This window comes from Trichocoleus sp. DQ-A1, assembly GCF_039961955.1.
In the GTDB taxonomy this organism is placed as follows: Bacteria; Cyanobacteriota; Cyanobacteriia; order Cyanobacteriales; family FACHB-T130; genus FACHB-T130.
Genome location: NZ_JAMPKE010000009.1, coordinates 77,684 through 94,577, shown reverse-complemented (window position 1 = coordinate 94,577; position 16,894 = coordinate 77,684). Strand labels below are relative to the sequence as shown.

Here is a 16,894-nt window from a genome sequence, read left to right as displayed (position 1 = left end):
AGGAATCTGAACTCCTAGCTTGCAACTCAAATAGGATTGCTATAGCTACGGGATAATTAGATTAGATTTAATAACCGAATGGAATGGTAGTTGTTGAGGGAAAAAGCCTGGTTTAGCGATTAGCGGTTAGCAATTTCAATTCCTAATTGCTAAGCGCTAATCGCTAAGTGGTTTTTTTAACGACTTGCTGCCGCTTCACGAGCAGCTGCCGCTTCATCTGGGTGAATCCCCAAACGCGTCAGATTAATCCGACCTTTGCTATCAATTTCCCGTACCTTGACAATAACTTCATCCCCGACAGCCACTTCATCTTCGACGCGACCGACTCGGTAATCAGCAAGTTGAGAAATGTGGATCATCCCTTCTTTTCCGGGAAGCACTTCCACAAACGCCCCAATTGGAATAATCCGGGTTACGCGACCAGCGTATACATCACCCTCATTCAGCCTCCGCGTCATCCCTTGGATGATGTTGCGGGCTTTCTTCGCCTTCTCGCCATCTACTGCTGAAATCGTGATCGTGCCATCATCCTCAATGTCGATTTTGGCACCCGTTTCTTCAGTGATGCTCTTAATCATCTTGCCTCCAGGCCCGATGACCATGCCAATGAGTTCTGGCTCAATCTTGAGCGTTAGCAAGCGAGGTGCATAAGGTGACATCTCGGTGCGGGGCTGGTCAATGGTTGCCAGCATTTTCTCTAAAATGTGCAGCCTAGCGCCCTTTGCTTGCTCGACGGCTTTGGCAATGATATCCAGAGGCAGTCCGCTGATCTTCATGTCCATTTGCAAGGCAGTGATACCAGTATCGGTACCTGCCACCTTAAAGTCCATGTCACCTAAGAAATCTTCAATGCCCTGAATATCAGTCAGAATGCGAACTTCCTCGCCTTCTTTAATCAGTCCCATTGCTGCGCCACTCACCGGCTTCGCAATGGGCACGCCAGCATCCATCAAAGCCAGGGTGGAACCACACACCGAACCCATCGATGTGGAACCATTAGAAGAAAGAACTTCAGACACCACCCGAATCACGTAGGGGAAGTCTTCCTTCGGCGGTAACACTGGCACTATTGCCCGTGCGGCTAGTGCCCCGTGACCAATTTCCCGACGACCGGGTGCCCGCATCGGCTTGGTTTCCCCAACAGAAAAGGGCGGAAAATTATAGTGATGTAAATAGCGCTTTTCATCTTCTGGATGCAGGTCATCTGCGAGATCCTGAGCATCGCCTGGGGTGCCGAGAGTACAAACAGATAACACCTGGGTCAGTCCTCGGTTAAACAAACCGCTACCATGAACCCGATTGGGCAACAGACCCACGCGACAAGAGACAGGGCGCACTTCATCAAGCTTGCGACCATCTACCCGGACGCTGTCTTCGACAATCTGACGGCGCATCAGCTTCTTGGTGATGTCTTTAAAGACGTTACTCACTGCTTTAGAGTTAGCCGCAGAAGCAACTCGAATGGGGTCGTCTTCAGCTAATTCTGCGATCGCTGCCAGGATTTGTGTCTCTTTGATCTGATCTAAAAGAGCATCGCGGCTATTTTTGTCCAGTTCAAATTTGGAGAGGACTTCTTTGATTTGGGCAGTCGCGCGATCGCGAATAAAATTCTCTAGGGTCGAATCGACTTCCGGCTGGATTTCTTGAACCAATTCAATCCCCAGTGCTGCCATGAGTTCTCGCTGCGCCTCAATCAAGTCGCGCACCGCCTCATAGCCGAAATCAATCGCCTCAATGACATCCTGTTCTGGCAGCTGATTCGCTCCAGCTTCGACCATAATCACGCCATCTGGAGAGCCTGCCACCACCAGATCCAAATCCCCCGCCTCAATCTCGGCGTAGGTAGGATTGATAATAAAATCATCCCCCACCAAACCAACCCGCACCGCTGCCATCGGTCCTTGGAAGGGAATCTGTGCTAAAAGCACCGCAATTGAAGCACCTGTTACCGCCAGAACATCCGGCGGTACCTGCTCATCCATCGACAGCGTGGTTGCTACTACCTGAATGTCATCTCTCAGCCAGGAAGGAAATAATGGACGCAGGGGACGGTCAATCAAACGACCCGTGAGCGTTACTTTTTCGGGGGGACGCCCTTCTCGTCGCAAGAAACCACCGGGAATCCGACCGGCTGCATAAAGCCTTTCTTCGTAATCTACCATTAACGGCAGGAAATCAATGCCTTCTCGGCCTCCGGAGCGAGTCGCCGTGACTAAAACTGCGGTGTCTCCTGACTGAATTAAAACTGAACCCCCAGCTTGAGGGGCAAGCAAACCCACCTTCAGTCGAATATCCCGTCCATCAAAGGATATTGACTTGTCTAGCTCTACCATGCGGTACTTTGTCCTTCTATCATTTTTCTTTATCTTTCGCAATCGTAGCACTTAGGTACTGGTGGTGCCTTTAGTGTAGATGACGGCATTCCGGAGACGAGGACGGACAGAGGAGTAAGGGCGCAGAGGATCGACGATAACAACTGACGGCTGATAAATTAGCGCAAAGAGCGGTACATCTTTAGGAAGTCTCCTACTCGTCCCTGAGATAGTCCATCAAATAAATGTGCAGCGCTCAGAATCCGCCCGATTCTCTCAAATATTAAAGATTGTCACAATCGGATAGAAGGCGTGTTAATTGCCAAGACAAAATTGAACATCATCGCCGTGTAACCCTTAACGGCAGCTATTTCTAGCATTGATCTCCATCAACCTACTCATGCCTTGACCCCGCTCAAGCAGGTTGTACAATAAATCCAGCATTGCAGATGTAGCTGCACCGTCCGGGAAAGTTGGGCTTGAGATAGTAAAGCTCCCAAGATTTTCATCGGCGTTGGTGGATTTAGTGTGGTTGTCGGTGGCAACAAAAGCATCGTGGGTCATCCAGTAGGCAGCAAATTCTACTTTGGATAGAGGTTTACTTTTGCGATAAGTTTGACCCTCAATAATAATCAGATTCAGTAATTCTCTGACTGCATCTTGCTCAGAAGGAAACATCTGGTCGAGTTCGGCTTTAATCCCATTTGGCAAGAAGGTCGTTAAAAAAGTAAATAAATTTTAATTTTTAAGTAAAACTTGTAAAAAGTGATGCCTTTAATTTAGCTAAGGAAAAAGCATCGAATTATCTAATTGCTAATTTCTGCTCTAATAAACGTTAATAAATTGAGTTAATTCTCACAAAAAAAGCTTTTAAATATGGCAATTTTACACGGTAGTTGGCTCGTTCAACCTCAGGGTGGTTATCTATTTGTTTGGGGAGAAATTTGGCGACCCATGACGCCTGCGATGTCTTCTCAACCCGATACAGTGGCATCCCATCCGATGGCGATGACGCAGGTGGAATTAATCGCTTTTTTGCGATCGCGTAGTCTCCTTGGAGAATCGCGCAGCCATTCGAGAAGTCAGGCTAACGAGAAATGGCACAAGAAAGCGATCGCGCTGCCCACCCAAATAGAGGCAGGAGATCCAGTTTGCCCACTGCTATCCACCAAAATGCTTTCAGACGGTGCGGATGCTTCAACCTTATCCTTACACCTCTGGCAAGTTGAAGGGCTGTGTCTCGATCCTCTCGAAGCAATACAATTTTTGCAAGCGCTGCCCCTTGGTTCTTTTAAAACATCTGATGCTTATGTAGGGGGAGATTTACGCTTTTGGGCACAGGTTAGCCGATGGATCTTGGATCTTCTGGTGCGATCTAAGTTTTTACCAACCCTACATCGGCAGTTGGATGGTACTGTCGTCGCCGCTTGGCAACCTCTACTTGATAGTGGGTTAGATCAAGCGCGTTTGGAAAAGTTTACCCAGCTCATGCCCTCTGCCTGCCGCACTTATCAACACTCGGAGGTTAGTGGTAAAGAAAAACCTAAAGAACAACTAGAACCAGAAGAACCCAAGGAATTACTCTTAGGATTCTTAGGCAGTGCGATCGACGCACAAGTGCGTTCGAGTGCTGGGAATTCTGCCTTACCCGCAGTAGAACCGATAGTGCAGGAGTGGTTGCAAGCCCTTTCTACCGCATCCAATACCCTCAAAACAGAACCGGCGGCAATTGGACGCTTGGAAGCAGCCTTTCAGACTTGGACATCGCCAGTACGAGATCATTTACTCGCCCCGGTGTTCACTAGCGGGGAATTGAGAACCCGCCAATACCAACAAAACCGATTTCGCACCTGTTTCCTTCTCCAACCACCTGATACAGGTGATGAGAATTGGAGTTTAGAATACTTTCTCCAGGCAACAGGCGACCCAGAATTTTTGGTGAATGCAGAAACTATCTGGAACCATCCCTTAGAGCGTTTGGTCTTCAAAGGTCGCACGATTGAGCATCATCAGGAGACTTTTCTAAGCGGCTTAGGTCTGGCTGCCCGACTTTATCCGCCCATTGAAGCCAGCTTGCATGACCGTCGCCCGCAGTTTTGTCGCTTGACACCCGTACAGGTGTACGAATTTATCAAGGCGGGTGCATGGCGACTGAAAGACAGTGGATTGGGAGTCGTGATGCCGTCCAGTCTGATGCCTGCGGAGGGAGAAAATAGGCATTTGGGGCTGAAAATTCGCTCTAGCACCACACCGGGCAAAGGTCAGTCGGGATTGCAAAGCTGGCTGTCTTTTGAGTGGGAATTAGCAATTGGCGATCGCACGATTTCTAAACAAGAATTTGACCGTCTAATCGCTCTGCAAAGTCCGCTGGTGCAAGTGAATGGGGAGTGGATTGCCCTGCAACCCTCCGATGTGAAAGCCGCTCAGTTGCTGCTAGCAACGCCCAAAGACCAGATGGCGCTTTCCTTAGAAGATGCTCTGCGGCTGAGTACCGGCGATACCAAAGTAATCGAAAAACTTCCGGTGGTTAGCTTTGAGGCAGCAGGGCCGCTTCAGCAGTTGCTAACAACTTTAACCAATAATCAGGCGGTGGAAGCGATCGCGCCTCCTGCCAATTTCCAGGGGCAGTTGCGACCTTATCAAGCGCGGGGCGTTGGCTGGCTCTCCTTCCTCGAACGCTGGGGTTTGGGAGCTTGCCTCGCAGACGATATGGGATTGGGAAAAACAATTCAATGCATCGCCTTTCTGCTGAATTTACAAGAAGGAGAGAAATTAGAAGCACCGACGCTATTAGTTTGCCCGACTTCAGTTTTGGGGAACTGGGAACGAGAAGTTAAGAAATTTGGCCCCACGCTGAAAGTTGTCGTCCATCACGGGGATAAACGACCGAAAGGGAAAGCGTTGGCGAAAGCCTTTAAGGGCAAAGATTTGGTAATTACCAGTTATTCACTGGCGTTTCGAGATGCCAAAGACCTTCAGAGTGTTTCTTGGCGGGGTGTGGTGCTGGATGAAGCTCAAAATATTAAGAATCCACAAGCGAAGCAATCGCAAGCAGTACGCCAGCTAAAAGCAGGTTTTCGGATTGCGTTAACCGGAACTCCGGTAGAGAATCGCTTGGCAGAACTTTGGTCAATTTTAGATTTCCTGAATCCGGGGTATTTGGGAACGCGGGATTTCTTTCAACGCCGATTTGCCTTGCCGATTGAAAAATATGGAGATGTGGCTTCGTTGCAGACATTGCGATCGCTGGTTAGTCCTTTTATTCTGCGACGCCTGAAAAGCGATCGCAATATCATTCAAGATTTACCCGAAAAGCAGGAAATGACCGTATTTTGCGGACTCTCTGCCGAACAAGCTGCACTCTATCAAAAATTGGTGGAAGAATCGCTAGTTGAAATTGAAGCCAGCGAAGGTGTGCAACGCAAGGGAATCATTTTAGCTTTGTTGATAAAGTTAAAGCAAATCTGCAACCATCCCGCCCAATTTTTAAAGGAAAAAGAACTGGTAGCACAGCGTCGCTCTGGCAAACTTCAGCGTTTAGAAGAGATGTTGGAGGAAGCTTTATTAGAAGGCGATCGCGCTTTAATTTTTACTCAATTTGCCGAGTGGGGAAAACTTCTCCAACCTTATTTAGAGAAACATCTAGGTGGGGAAACCCTGTTTTTGTATGGAGGCACCCGCAAACAACAAAGGGAGGAAATGATTGACCGATTCCAGAACGACCCAGAAGGTCCCAGAATCTTTATTCTTTCTTTAAAAGCTGGGGGAACGGGTCTAAATTTAACTCGTGCGAATCATGTCTTTCATTTCGACCGTTGGTGGAATCCAGCCGTTGAAAATCAGGCAACGGATCGGGTATTTCGGATTGGTCAAACTCGGAATGTGCAGGTACATAAATTTACCTGTACCGGCACCCTCGAAGAAAGAATTAATGAAATGATTGAAAGTAAAAAAGCATTGGCAGAGCAAGTGGTGGGTGCCGGTGAACAGTGGATTACGGAACTGAATACTGACCAACTCCGCAATTTATTACTGCTGGATCGGACTGCTGTAATTGATGATGAATGAGCCAGTTCAGAGTCATCACTCGTTAGTTGGATTTCTAAAGTAATGACGAATAACAAATAAGCCATAGTATGAACAATTACGAAATTCAAAGCCGTGAATGGTGGGTACAAGAATGGATTGATCTATTAGAGAAGTCCCGCTTCAAAAAGCGATTGGAAAGGGCACGAAATTATGCAATGCAGGGAAATGTTCTCGGCATTGAATTTAAAGGTCCAAAGGTGTTAGCAAAAGTGCAAGGTACGGCACCGGAACCCTATCAAGTTTCCCTATCCCTAGACCCTTTTACAGATGAACAGTGGGATTACGTGATTGAAACCATGTCTCAACGGGCGATTTTTTCTGCCCAACTATTGGCGGGAGAAATGCCGCTAAACATTCAAGAAGTGTTTACCGCTAATGGTTTGAACATATTTCCCTTTACTCTGTCCGATATCCATGCACGGTGCAGCTGCCCGGATAAAGAAATTCCCTGCAAACACATTGGTGCAGTCTATTATCAGTTAGGCGATCGCTTTAGTGAAGATCCTTTCGTCATCTTCCAGTTGCGGGGACGCCCCAAAGAACAAATCCTCGATACCTTACGCAAGCTAAGACGCGGTAGCGAGCAAAATTCTGAGAATGAAATTACCACGGCTGAGACATCCCAGCCATCGGGCGAGGATACTTCATCCTTACCAGCAACTCCTCTTAAAGTTGAGGAATTCTGGCAATACGACGAACCGCTAGATTCTTCACTGGTCGTAATTGCACCGACTGGTGACACTGTATTAAATGTACTCGGATCGATTACCCTCGCATCCGGTTCTAGTCAGCCGGTGATGCAATATTTAGACACTGTTTATCAAACAGTCAGTCAGCAAGCTTTTCTAGCGGCGATGAATTTAGAAGAGAGTTGAAGACTACGATCGCATACTTCTTAGTTAACTTCTCCCTTACCCCAGGATGAGCTATAAATTTCCCATTCTCTAGTCCGGAAATGGCACATGAGGATGAGGTTTGTATGCTCCGAGAAGTATTGTAGGGAGATCGCTCACTGCCCAAATTCTAGCCGCGCCTGTTCAACTAACTCACCCGTAACAACTTCCAAACCCCCTGCACGAGTGATTTGCTCAATTCGCTGACGCGCTTGGGAACGAACAAAAAAAGGAATATTTTTCAGCTTTGCCTTTGCTTCCGGCGTCCACTGTAAAACATCTGTAAAATCAGAATCGCGCATGGCACACCAGCCCTTAGCTATCAGCCGTTCGGCTTTTAGCTGGTAAACTTAATCGCATTTTATCAAGTTGCGATCGCTTTCGCGTATGCCTCTACTAGCGGCTCCTCGCGCCATGACACACCAGCCTTAGGAGAATCAATTCTTTGGCTGAGCAGCTTTTAGTTTCTTCTGTGCCGATTGCAGCAGTTGTTGGGTTTCTCGATAGTCGCTTGTTCCTGGTTTGACCATTTTCAACCGATGGATGATTTTTTGCATCTGGCTGACTATCTGGTTGCGATCTACTTGGGAACTATCCTTGGGTATCGACGCAAGCAAAGCGTTGATTTGTTGTTGAGCATCATTGAAGGCTTCGTGAGACTCACGTTCTGTTTTTAATCGAATTTGCACAGTGTCTAAATTCATTTGGTACGTTACCAGTAGCTTTTGCGCTTCCACATAGTCAACGTCTTCCAGGCGAACGTTTTGCAGTTGGGCAATCGCCTTGTACCACAAATTTTCAATTTGTTGCCACCGCTGTGCAGTATGGGGTGGATTTTGCCCAGTTTTAGCAGCAGCAAAAGCATATTGTTTAGCGGTTTGAATTAAAGTATTAGTGCGCCCCAAAATCTGCTGTTGTTGAGAAAGTTGGGACTTGATTTGCTCAAATCTGTTGCGAATATTGGCAGTTTGTTGATTAGGGATTGTCTGCGTATTGTACCCGCTAACATAGCGCCGACCCTTGCGGTTGTAAGAGTAGCGCCGTGAAGAAACTGTATCTGAAACAGGTAGATAATCGATATGTGTTTTGGCTTCACTTAATTTATTTTCACCCAATGCCAAATTTGCTGCGGTCTTGGCTTGGTTAATTAATTCTTCTGCTTGCTCTAAAGATGCGATCGCTTCCTGATAGCGATCCTCTGTCCTCATAGAAGCATTTTGTCCCGCTGACTGATGAGTTGTGGGAGATAGCAAAATTGCCAAAACAAGCGTCCCCGTTCCCCCAACTAGCAACACAGCCCCCGCAGCTACCGCACAGCCAGCTAATTTGATTGTGCCGAATATTCCCAGGGGACGGTTGGCTTTTGCTGCTGCTAGTAATGCTTTCTGGTTGAAGTTTGCATAGGTGGAAATGACGATTTTCCGCAGTTCTTCTAAGGAAGCAGGTGAGCCTAGTTGCGATCGCAGTTTTTCTAATTCCTCCAGTACAATCCGCTGCTCCATTTGGCTCAAAGCGTCATTACCAGCACAGTTTTTCACTTCTGCACGGAGGATTTGAAAGGCGCGATTGTTGAGACGGGACATAAGCTACACCCAGCAACTCATGTTAGTGTTCCCGCAACTGACTGGAAAATCACTCAGATGGCAATCATATCAGCGACCTTAAATGATTCGTGAAGACGAGATCCCCGACTTCTCCAAGAAGTCGGGGATCTGAACCGCTAGCATCTCACCACTCAAATAGGATTGCTATAGACAGTAAAACACTCTTCGTTCAACTAATCTCTTGCCTATCGCAAATCTAATTCTTAGGGTTGAAGATTCAAGATTGAAATTTTTACATAAATCTTGTGAGTTGCACGCGGTAGCGTTCCTTTTTAGTGACAGCAATTTCCCCAACCTCTAACCGTCCTTTGCCGCGAATCGCAATTAAGTCTCCAGACTTCAGAAGATGACTTGGCTGAGTGACTTCTTTCCAATTCAATCGCACATCACCGCCGTCAATAAAATCAACCATTTTGCTGCGAGACATCCCGAAGCCAGCGGAAGCGATCGCATCCAGCCTCAATGAAGCCTCCACCGTTGTCAATTCTTTCTTTTTCGGTTCCCGAATTTTTAACTCGCTTAACTCAATTTGCCGAGTTTTTACCGGGACAGAACGCACCTGATTGAGATGCATTCCCAAAAACTCCACCATTTCTGGAACAACAATCGCCTGCGCTCCTTGCTCTCCCAGCACAATTACATCGCCAGTCTTTTCTCGCACGATCCCACACCCCAACATCGCGCCGAGGAAGTCTCGGTGGGTGGCTTGGTCAAACAAAAAATTCCCGGAAATATCGATAGCAGCAATCGAGACTTGGGACGAATCGAGGGGCAATTCTGCACGCGCGATCGCAATCCGCTGTCGTTCAGCTTGCGGATAACCTCCCCAAGCAACCAGTTGGACTTCTGTTAACCGATTAAACGCTTGCTGGATTTCAGCGAGTTCTGGAGGAGACAGAAAATCCGTAAAGACTACTTCCCACGTCTTTATCGCTTGATCCGCTAGATCGATAACACGAGCGACAGTCTCTCGATTTTCGACTCCTTTAAGGAGTTCTTCCCTTGGCAACATACAGCAGACGCTAGATTGAGGTGAAACTTTCTTGATTCTATCGTTGGGAGCGGAACCTGACGGACAATGCGATGAGTGCGATCGCTTTCGCGGATGCCGCTCCTGGCGGCTCCTCACGCTTGGCTAAACTGAATCATTCCCCTTTACCCAAACCGATTCCCGACCTCTTTCCACGACCACCCATCATTTCTCACTAAGGCGAGGAGCAAACGCCGTCGTCTCATCAAGTTGCTGACTTCTGATGCAAAGGCTTCATCGCTAACAGTGGGAATTCCATTCGCACGTAACTCATCGAGAACTGCCAGGGGTGGCACGTCTAAGGCTGGCTTAATGTAAGCAGAAGTCAGGGTTTCTAGAAAGACTGACAGGGTTTGCCGCACTGGGTATAGCGCCACCGCATCGGGTCGATGTTCCGGCTTAATTCCAGATTCGAGCAAGGTCAGCGCCTCGTCCAAGACAGCTATGCTAACTTCCGCCGCTGTCTCCCGCTTGGTGCTATGAAAGTAATGAAGTACCGGATAAGCGAAATGACTTTGCCCGTATAAGGCTAGCATGGGCGCGATCGCTACTAAGTGCTGAGACAGCATCCCAAAATCTTTGCCATTCCAAGCTTTAGTTACGATTTCGGTAGGAGTATAGCCAAGACAGGAAATGTAGGTTGCCAACTGTCGCTTCTGAGTCCCGGCTGACACCACAGAAAGCAGATAGGTAATCGACAGAGTAATCAGGAAAAACCCATTCGCTGCTGCTGCGGCTGTCGCCAGTTGCCAAATTTTTCCTTGGGGTTGGTAGTCTCCGAGACCGAGGGTAACTAACGTGTAACCTGTGAAGTAAATTCTCTCCCAGAGGTCGGCAGCCTGCTTTGTATCCGCAGAAACCAACGAGCGATCGCTGGCGCTAAAAATTAAGACCCATCCTGCCCAAGTAGCCAAAATCCACAGCAGCGTAGAAATGCCAATGGTGCTGTAGCCTGCAACGGAAAGCATCTGATGAGAGGGAGAGGAGCGATGTCGATGGAGAAGCAATTTCCACAAGCAATTGGACAATCTAGATGTAATCGGCCCCCCACCGCCGCCGACGGCGATCGTTGTCCAAAGCACATCAACTACGATCGAGCCGACGAGCGCAACTCCCAAACAAGTTGGCAATATTTGCATCTAAACCCCCTTCCAGTGACTTGCGCTCAGGCTGGTAGTTAAAGTAACAATGTTGTGTTTGTTACTTCCTCTGTCCGTAGATGGAAGACCCAGCTAGGGCAAAAGGTTGGGAGAGGTTTCCGTTCTAGACACTCTCTGAGTCCATGTAGCCTTGGATATTTTCGGGTTCAAACTGACGGAGAATCCGAGTCGCTTGGCGGGTTATAGTTTCGGAAGCTTTCACAACAATCAGATACTTACCTGCATTGAGGCGATTGCGGTAAGGCAAGGCGTCACCACTCCCCAGTGCCAAACCGACCCCACCCCCTACAAACACGCTACCCATCGCACCAGAGGCGGCACCTAAAAGTCCAGCAATCAGGTAATTGCCGATTGGACCTGCCCAGGCAAAAGTGTCTAAACCCGTGGTGATGTTGAAAGCTATACCAGCAAAAAATCCAAACGGGATGAGCCAATAAGCCATCAGCTTTGATTGCTTTTTAGCTTGCTCGTTGGGGTCAATTAAGCCAAATTCATCGGCGCTTTTGTATCCTCTGCCCAGAATACTAACTTTATTCATCGGTAAGCCTTCTTTCTCTAAAGCGGAGTAGGCGGCTTCTGCCTGGATGCGGTCTGCCAGTACGGCAACGAGATAATTCATGGTGATTCGTAAAATGCTGAGATAGCCTTAGTTAAAGCCTAGCAGTGCAAGGGACAGCAAATCTTCTACCGTAATTAGGATGCACTTGCGCGAGAAGTCGCTAGGAGCGGTATATGCGAAAGCGATCGCATTTGTGCGATGGGTAGCTGATATCTTTGGCTGTGTTTTGTTTCCTTCCGCCATCGGCAAGAAGCACTTCGCCCACGCGAATGAAAGTTAAAAACTTTCAGCCAACCAGCCGTACAAAGACACCTGATACAGTTAAAATGACCTTCTGCCTGTATTGTTCGTGGTGGAGAGTGATTAGACGCGATGTCTAAGCCAGCTCCCATCAGGCAAGCTTGCTCCCAAGGTTTTACCGGCACGCGATCGCGTAACGCAAGGGAGCTATCCTGGCGAAGTGGATGCAACGCAACGCGCGACTTGCGGTTTTGACCTTTTAGGGGTCGTGCGTGCGTGTCGTAATGGAATTTTTATTTAGACTCACCTGCCCATCATGTCCAAGGTTCTTGTTTCCGATCCCATAGACCAAGTTGGAATAGATATCCTCTCCCAAGTTGCCCAAGTTGACATTAAAACAGGTCTTTCTCCAGAAGAACTGGTGCGAATTATGCCAGAGTATGACGCTCTGATGATTCGTTCTGGAACCCATGTCACCAAAGAAATTATCGAAGCGGGCACCCAGCTAAAAATTATTGGTCGTGCTGGAGTTGGCGTCGATAATGTCGATGTTCCAGCCGCCACCCGACAAGGAATTGTCGTCGTCAATTCCCCCGAAGGTAACACCATTGCAGCGGCAGAACACGCTTTGGCAATGATGCTATCGCTCTCCCGTTATATCCCCGAAGCCAATCAGTCGGTGAAAGGCAGTCAGTGGGATCGCAAGAGTTTTATCGGGGCAGAAGTTTACAAGAAAACGCTGGGAGTTGTCGGTTTAGGGAAAATTGGTTCCCATGTCGCCAGCGTTGCGAAAGCGATGGGGATGAAACTGCTAGCTTACGATCCCTTCATCTCGGTAGAACGGGCAGATGAACTGGGTTGTCGTCTAGTCGATCTGGATATGCTGTTTCAGGAATCCGATTACATTACCCTGCACATCCCCAAAACTCCAGAAACGACTCATCTGATTAACGCCGAGGCGATCGCTAAAATGAAACCCACGACTCGGATTATCAATTGCGCCCGTGGTGGCATTATTGATGAGGCGGCTTTGGCAGAGGCGTTAAAAACTGGCAAAATTGCCGGGGCCGCCTTGGATGTTTTTGAGACAGAACCGCTTGGCGAGTCGGAGTTGCGATCGCTGGGGAAAAATCTTATCCTCACTCCCCACCTGGGAGCCTCTACAGCAGAAGCGCAGGTAAATGTCGCTATTGATGTTGCCGAGCAGATTCGGGACGTTCTGCTGGGGCTACCAGCGCGTTCAGCCGTGAATATTCCTGGGTTGCGGCCTGACGTATTGGAAAAACTCAGACCTTATCTCCTCTTGGCGGAAACTCTGGGTCATTTGGTCGGGCAACTGGCTGGAGGACGGATTGAGTTGTTGAATATCAGCTTGCAGGGAGAATTGGCAACTAATCAAAGTCAGCCTCTCATCGTAGCAGCACTGAAAGGGCTGCTCTCTCAAGCGTTGAGAGAGCGAGTGAACTACGTGAATGCCAGTATTGAGGCAAAGGAGCGGGGAATTCGCGTGATTGAAACGCGGGATGCCTCGATTCGAGATTATTCGGGTTCGCTGCAACTGTCGGCAAAGGGTTCCCTAGGAGAACACTCGGTCACTGGTGCTTTATTGGGCGATAACGAAATTCGGATCACTAGCATTGATGATTTTCCCATCAACGTCCCCCCCACTTCTAATATGCTGTTTACGCTGCACCGCGATATGCCAGGAATTATCGGGAATATTGGTTCCCTATTGGGCAGCTTTAATGTCAATATTGCCAGTATGCAGGTGGGTCGTAAAATCGTGCGCGGCGATGCAGTAATGGTGTTAAGCCTGGACGATCCCCTACCAGAGGGAATTTTGGCGGAAATTCTCAAGATTCCCGGCATTCGAGATGCCTATACGGTAACTTTATAAGTGCTGATGGCTGAGGATGTAGGACTGAGGATGTAGGACTGAGGACTGAGGATGAAGAAAAGAGGTACACAAAGAGTAAATTCTTTTTAGTTTCTCTTTACTCTATATTGCTAAGTTCTAGGTTCTAACCTTCCTCAGTCCTCAGCCAGTGCTTCGCACCACTGGGCTAACAGTCCTCAGCCCTCAGTCCTCAGCCCTCATACCTCAGTCCTTAGTCCTCAGCCCTCAGCCCTGATGTATGGCAAACACCTGGTGGGAAATTCAAGTTCTCTGCGACCCAGCCTTAGAAGATTTAATTTTCTGGCGGCTGGAAAAATTTGGCTGTCGCGGCACATCCATTGAGGTTAAAGGACACTCGCGCCTAGTGTGTGGTTATTTATCCGCACTCCAAGCGCAGTTATTAGATTTGGCGGCGCTGTCTCTGTGGCTGCGTCAAGATGCGCTGAATGTGGGAATGCCGATGCCGGTGATGGATTGGCATTTAATTGATGAGGAAGATTGGGCAAGTAGCTGGAAGCAATACTGGCAACCGCAAGAAGTTGGCGATCGCTTATTAATCTACCCTGCCTGGTTGCCCCCTCCAGAGCAGACGGAACGGATTACCCTGCGCCTCGATCCCGGAGCCGCTTTTGGCACCGGCACCCATCAAACGACTCAGCTGTGTCTGGAAGCGTTGGAGATGCGATTGGGTTTGGGCACTCCCGATATCGTTGTGGCAGATATTGGTTGTGGATCTGGCATTCTCTCAATTGCCGCGATGCTGTTAGGTGCGGAAAGAGTTTATGCCGCAGATCTTGATCCGATGGCGGTGCGAGCCACCCACAGCAACCGAGAACTCAACAAAATTAGCCCCGATCGGTTGATTGTGGAGCAAGGCAGTATCGACCGCTTAATGCAATTGTTACATGAGCCGGTCGATGGCATTCTTTGCAATATTCTGGCGGAGGTGATTATCGACTTGATCCCGCAGATGACAGAGATGGCTAAACCCAGCACTTGGGGGATTATTAGCGGCGTTTTGCTGGAACAAGCGAAACCCATTGCCGATACTTTAGAGCAACACGATTGGATTGTTGCCACCCTCTGGCGGCGTCAAGAGTGGTGCTGCTTTAATATTCGACGCTCATAAATTAGGACTGAGTGCTGAGGACTGAGGACTGAGGGAGGAGAGAGGACTGAGGACTGAGGACTGAGGGAGGAGAGAGGACTGAGGACTGAGGACTGAGGGAGGAGAGAGGACTGTTAGCAAAGCAGTGCGAAGCAGGGGCTGAGTAAGGTATGAAAGGTCTTAAATCAGACGTACCAATTAACTACCGATCGCTTTTTATAGCTTTTTACTGAGATTTTAGCCCTCAGTTCTCAGTCCTCAGTCCTCAGCCCTCAGTCCTCAATCCTCAGCCCTCAATCTTCAAGCTGAGTGGACGACATCCTGACAGAATTTGGTGCATATTCACGACAGCACCAATAATGGCGATCGCGGGTGCCCCAAATCCAGTCGCCTCGACTTGCGCCACAATCGTCTCCAAAGTGCTGATGAGTTCTTCTTGTTCCGGTCGAGTTCCCCAGCGAACCAACGCTACTGGCGTCTCTGGGCTTAAGCCTGCTGTTTGAAGTTGTTCTGTAATGTAAGGTAAGTTGTGAACGCCCATGTAAATGACAATGGTTTCAGAACCGTGGGCGATCGCTTGCCAGTTCACAGCGGGTCGATACTTCCCGGCGGATTCGTGTCCGGTAACAAATGTCACCGAAGAGCTATAAGCACGGTGAGTTAGAGGAATTCCTGCATAAGCGGGTGCTGCAATCCCAGATGTCACCCCTGGTACTACCTCTACCGGCACTCCCGCATTTACTAAGTCTTCCATTTCCTCGCCACCACGACCAAACACAAAGGGATCGCCACCTTTGAGGCGCACCACGATTGCCGCAGTTTGTGCTTTTTCAATTAAGAGTTGAGTCGTTTCTTCCTGCAACAGAGAATGACGCCCCATCCGCTTTCCCGCGTCAATTTTTTCGGCTTCGGGATTAATCATTGCCAAAATTTGGGGACTCACCAGAGCGTCGTAAACTACGACATCGGCACACTCTAACAGCCCTTTCCCTTTGAGGGTTAACAAACCGGGATCTCCCGGCCCTGCACCCACTAGATATACTTTACCCAAACACGTTCTCCTGTTTACCTGTGTGTTTTCTGAAAGTGTGAGGTTCATTGACTTCTCAAATCCCAAATTAAATCCGCTAATTCCGCGCTAGCGCCGATTGGTTCAGCCATTTGGAGTTTTGCCGATGGAAACTGCTGGGATAATCGCTCAACTGTTCGAGCGATCGCATCCGTAATTCCCCCAGCAAATAGAAAATAAGGCAGGATGGCGATTTTTTCCTTCCCCGCCTCAACCAACGCTTTCACCCTGTCCTCTAGGCTGGGTGGCACTGACCAGTAAGCAGGCACCGCGTCCAAAGTCCGTGCAATGGTTTCTACTGATTGATTTCCCCCAGCACGGCGGCTTCCGTGAGCTAGGAGAATCCGAGCGTCTGCTGTTATCGAAGCGAATTGACTGGCTAACAGACGACTCAAGCCAAGGTGAGTGCCTAAGTGAGGACGAATGTCAAGTTTCAATTTAGAGCCAAACGCTACTTGAGCGATCGCAACTTCCTCTGGGATATCCTCCATGACGTGAACTCCCGGCAGTAGAAACAGCGGCAACACCTGAATGCAGGGGTTCTCAGAATGGTACTCAGATGCAACAGCGCGATTCTGCTTTATAGACGCCACGCGATTCTGCTTCGCAGACGCTACGCGAACGCCAAATTGCCGAATTTGCTCGTGCAACGGCTGGGTTGCCAATTCTAGCACTGCTGTACCCACCAGTGGTTCTTGTAAAGACGTAAAATTTCGCGTCTCTAGCATGGGCGATGCAGCCAAGCGGCGAACGGGTTGAAATGCCTGCACCCAGGCATTCTCTGACCTTTGTGCCTTCTCGTAGATCAGGGTTGCCAGCTGTTCTACAGCGGCTTGGGGGCGCGGGTCGCGGCTTCCGTGAGAGACCAGTAGATAGGCAGATGACTTGGGCAAGTGTGTAACTACAGGCTTTTGAGCAGTTTCTTTATTCAAT

Annotated in this window: 14 protein-coding genes; 4 read left to right on the top strand and 10 right to left on the bottom strand. The window is 48.7% G+C overall.

All coding sequences use genetic code 11. The features are described 5' to 3' along the window. Positions 1-176: 176 nt before the first annotated feature. On the bottom strand, positions 177-2,333 hold the full coding sequence (locus NDI33_RS11375) for a polyribonucleotide nucleotidyltransferase (RefSeq protein ID WP_190431719.1): 2,157 nt from the start codon (positions 2,331-2,333) through the stop codon (positions 177-179). A 336-nt stretch (positions 2,334-2,669) separates the two neighbouring features. Next, a complete protein-coding gene (locus NDI33_RS11370; RefSeq protein ID WP_199302422.1) occupies positions 2,670-3,023 on the bottom strand; it encodes a hypothetical protein in 354 nt (117 codons plus the stop codon). A gap of 165 nt (positions 3,024-3,188) precedes the next feature. On the opposite strand from NDI33_RS11370, the gene NDI33_RS11365 reads away from it, so the two are divergent. Continuing rightward, a complete protein-coding gene (locus NDI33_RS11365) occupies positions 3,189-6,380 on the top strand; it encodes a DEAD/DEAH box helicase (RefSeq protein ID WP_190675587.1) in 3,192 nt (1,063 codons plus the stop codon). A 68-nt stretch (positions 6,381-6,448) separates the two neighbouring features. After that, positions 6,449-7,276 (top strand): SWIM zinc finger family protein, encoded by an 828-nt coding sequence (locus tag NDI33_RS11360; RefSeq protein ID WP_190675585.1) that lies wholly within the window; start codon positions 6,449-6,451, stop codon positions 7,274-7,276. A gap of 134 nt (positions 7,277-7,410) precedes the next feature. Here NDI33_RS11360 and NDI33_RS11355 read toward each other — a convergent pair whose 3' ends face one another. The 6 genes from NDI33_RS11355 to NDI33_RS11330 all read right to left on the bottom strand — a co-directional run bounded on the left by NDI33_RS11355 (position 7,411) and on the right by NDI33_RS11330 (position 12,117). Beyond that, positions 7,411-7,596 (bottom strand): PCP reductase family protein, encoded by a 186-nt coding sequence (locus NDI33_RS11355; protein ID WP_190675583.1) that lies wholly within the window; start codon positions 7,594-7,596, stop codon positions 7,411-7,413. A 135-nt stretch (positions 7,597-7,731) separates the two neighbouring features. Beyond that, positions 7,732-8,877 carry a hypothetical protein gene (locus NDI33_RS11350; protein ID WP_190675581.1) on the bottom strand — a complete coding sequence of 382 codons (1,146 nt, stop codon included), beginning with the start codon at positions 8,875-8,877 and terminating at the stop codon, positions 7,732-7,734. Positions 8,878-9,130: 253 nt separating this feature from the next. After that, the gene (locus NDI33_RS11345; RefSeq protein ID WP_190536819.1) at positions 9,131-9,910 is read right to left on the bottom strand and encodes a photosystem II S4 domain protein; all 780 of its coding nucleotides are present in this window, start codon (positions 9,908-9,910) and stop codon (positions 9,131-9,133) included. A 143-nt stretch (positions 9,911-10,053) separates the two neighbouring features. Beyond that, positions 10,054-11,067, bottom strand: a complete 1,014-nt coding sequence (locus NDI33_RS11340) for an ion channel (RefSeq protein WP_190675579.1) — start codon at positions 11,065-11,067, stop codon at positions 10,054-10,056. 124 nt (positions 11,068-11,191) lie between these two features. Continuing rightward, positions 11,192-11,707 carry a hypothetical protein gene (locus NDI33_RS11335; protein WP_190675577.1) on the bottom strand — a complete coding sequence of 172 codons (516 nt, stop codon included), beginning with the start codon at positions 11,705-11,707 and terminating at the stop codon, positions 11,192-11,194. Positions 11,708-11,781: 74 nt separating this feature from the next. Continuing rightward, positions 11,782-12,117 carry a hypothetical protein gene (locus tag NDI33_RS11330; RefSeq protein WP_190427599.1) on the bottom strand — a complete coding sequence of 112 codons (336 nt, stop codon included), beginning with the start codon at positions 12,115-12,117 and terminating at the stop codon, positions 11,782-11,784. Between the two features lie 86 nt (positions 12,118-12,203). Here NDI33_RS11330 and serA point away from each other — a divergent pair, with 86 nt between their 5' ends. Together serA and prmA are read left to right on the top strand one after the other, a co-directional pair. Then, entirely contained in the window at positions 12,204-13,784 is a 1,581-nt protein-coding gene (gene serA, locus NDI33_RS11325) for a phosphoglycerate dehydrogenase (protein WP_190529530.1), read from the top strand. A gap of 238 nt (positions 13,785-14,022) precedes the next feature. Then, the gene (gene prmA, locus NDI33_RS11320; RefSeq protein WP_190536817.1) at positions 14,023-14,913 is read left to right on the top strand and encodes a 50S ribosomal protein L11 methyltransferase; all 891 of its coding nucleotides are present in this window, start codon (positions 14,023-14,025) and stop codon (positions 14,911-14,913) included. 265 nt (positions 14,914-15,178) lie between these two features. On the opposite strand, the gene cobA is transcribed toward prmA, so the two are convergent. Further along, on the bottom strand, positions 15,179-15,991 hold the full coding sequence (gene cobA / locus NDI33_RS11315) for a uroporphyrinogen-III C-methyltransferase (protein WP_190675575.1): 813 nt from the start codon (positions 15,989-15,991) through the stop codon (positions 15,179-15,181). Next, complete coding sequence (locus NDI33_RS11310) at positions 15,988-16,854, bottom strand: sirohydrochlorin chelatase (protein WP_190675685.1); 867 nt, start codon at positions 16,852-16,854, stop codon at positions 15,988-15,990. Before NDI33_RS11310 ends, cobA begins: the two co-directional genes overlap by 4 nt. Positions 16,855-16,894 lie beyond the last annotated feature (40 nt).